The 572-nt window shown below is 42.8% G+C and carries 1 protein-coding gene; it reads right to left on the reverse strand.

All coding sequences use genetic code 11. The annotated features are described in order from the left end of the window. On the reverse strand, window positions 1-572 hold a 572-nt coding region (locus tag GPK60_RS03475; RefSeq protein ID WP_215658863.1), incomplete at both ends, for a VaFE repeat-containing surface-anchored protein.

Genomic DNA, 572 nt, shown 5'->3' on the forward strand with positions numbered 1-572 from the left:
CGTTTGAAGTAAAGCATACCGCCAAGCCCTACGCAGGAAAGACCGAGCATGGCAAGATAAGCATAGATATTGGTATTGTCGCCTGTTTTTGGGCTGTCACTTGTCTTAGTAACCATAGATGGTGTATCCGGCGTGTCGGTATCCTTTGGTGTGTCTGGGACTTCCGGCACTTCCTTGATTGTCACAGTCTGTCCATCGTCTGTGATGTCCTTATGTTCTGTCACTTTCTTTGGTTCGTCTGGATTGGTCATATCGTATAATTCCTCAAATGTGACAAGGCTCTTGCCACCAAGGGAAGAACCATCAAAAGTAAATGCAATCTCAACTGTCATTTTTTCATTGTCGGCTGTAAACTCATAATCATTGGATACTTTCTTTCCATCAATCAGAAGTTCTGCATTTTCCTCTTTTAACATCTGCCAGCCGGAAAGTTTGTATTTTGTTCCAACTTCCAGCCCATCTAATGTGACTTTATCCACAATCGTTACATCTTTTCCGGCTTCGATTTCTTTCTTGCCGTTCTTGTCCGTAGCGGTCGTATGGATTTTGATGATACGTTCTGTGATAAGAAC

Origin of the sequence: Ruminococcus sp. MCC718 (assembly GCF_018783905.1) — a bacterium.
Taxonomy (GTDB): Bacteria; Bacillota; Clostridia; order Lachnospirales; family Lachnospiraceae; genus Hominisplanchenecus; species Hominisplanchenecus faecis.